Source organism: Azonexus hydrophilus DSM 23864 (assembly GCF_000429605.1).
GTDB classification, from domain to species: domain Bacteria; phylum Pseudomonadota; class Gammaproteobacteria; order Burkholderiales; family Rhodocyclaceae; genus Azonexus; species Azonexus hydrophilus.
The window spans coordinates 1-1,151 of the sequence record NZ_AUCE01000007.1; the positions used below are offsets into that span (position 1 = coordinate 1).

Below are 1,151 nucleotides of genomic sequence, written 5' to 3' on the forward strand. Positions count from 1 at the left end.
ATATCGTTGTCCTTGAGTTCGGCGATGTTGATGAAGCCGTCGTTGTTGGCATCCTCGGTGATCTCGATGGCGAGGCCGGTGTAGTTGGTGATGTCGATGGTGGTGCTGGCTGAGCCTGTTGGGCTGAGGTTGCCGGCGGCATCGCGGACCTGGGCGGTGATGTCGAGTTTCTGTCCGTCGCCCGGGTTGGGCAGGGCGAGGTTGACGCCGTTGGTGATGTTGTCCTGGGTCAGGGTGATGGGTGCCAGGGGCGTACCGTTGACCGAGGCGAGCAGGATGTTTCCAGGTATGGCGCCGGCCGGGATGGCGATCCTGACGTCGATGTCGCCCTGGAGTTCGGCACGATTGATTAGGCCGTCCTGATTGATGTCTTCAAGGATGGTGATGACGGGCGCGCCGGGCGGATTGATGGCGATGGTGGCCACATCGCTGGCGATATTGGACTTGTTGCCGGCGGCGTCGGTGACCTGGGCGGAGGCCTCGAACTGGGTGCCGTTGGGCGGCGCGTTGAACTCAAGCTGGAGCTTGCCGGTATCGATCTGCGCCTGATTGAGAGTGATGGTCTGGGTGGCATTGCCGGTGGCGTGGATGGTGAGCAGGTCGCCGGCGACGGCATCGATGGGCAGGGTGATGTCTACGCCGATGCTGCCCTTGAGTTCACTGGCGTTGATGAAGCCGTCGTTGTTCTCATCCTCGGTGATGACGAGTTGGAGGTTCAGCAGGGCACTGAGGTCGACCTTGGCGAAGTCGGTGCCGGTGGCGGACTGATTGCCGGCCGGGTCGAAGATGAAGGCGGTGACAGTCAGGGTGCCACCGTTGATGGGCATGGGGAAGTCGGTGGTGACGAAGCCGTTGGCTTGGTCGGTGGCAGTAACGACGAGATTCCTGGTGGTGGTGCCGTCAGAGATGCGGACGGTATCACCGACATTGACCAGGTCCCTGTTGAACGCTACGCGGACATCAGCCGGGCCACTGGCTTCAGCCCGGTTGATGAAACCGTCGTTGTTGATGTCGTCGGTGATGAAGACATCGGGTGCCTGGCCGCCGTTGGGGATACGGGTATCGATGGTGGCGGAGTCGCTGGCGATATTGCCGAGGTTGCCGGCGGCGTCACGGATTTGGGCGGTGACAGTGAGGGTGGTGCCTTCGCC

At 62.1% G+C, this 1,151-nt stretch carries 1 protein-coding gene; it reads right to left on the bottom strand.

Features of this window, described 5'->3' with window-relative positions; translation table 11 throughout:
• Positions 1-1,151: Ig-like domain repeat protein (locus tag G471_RS16280; protein ID WP_043420558.1), on the bottom strand; the 1,151-nt coding region annotated here is incomplete at both ends.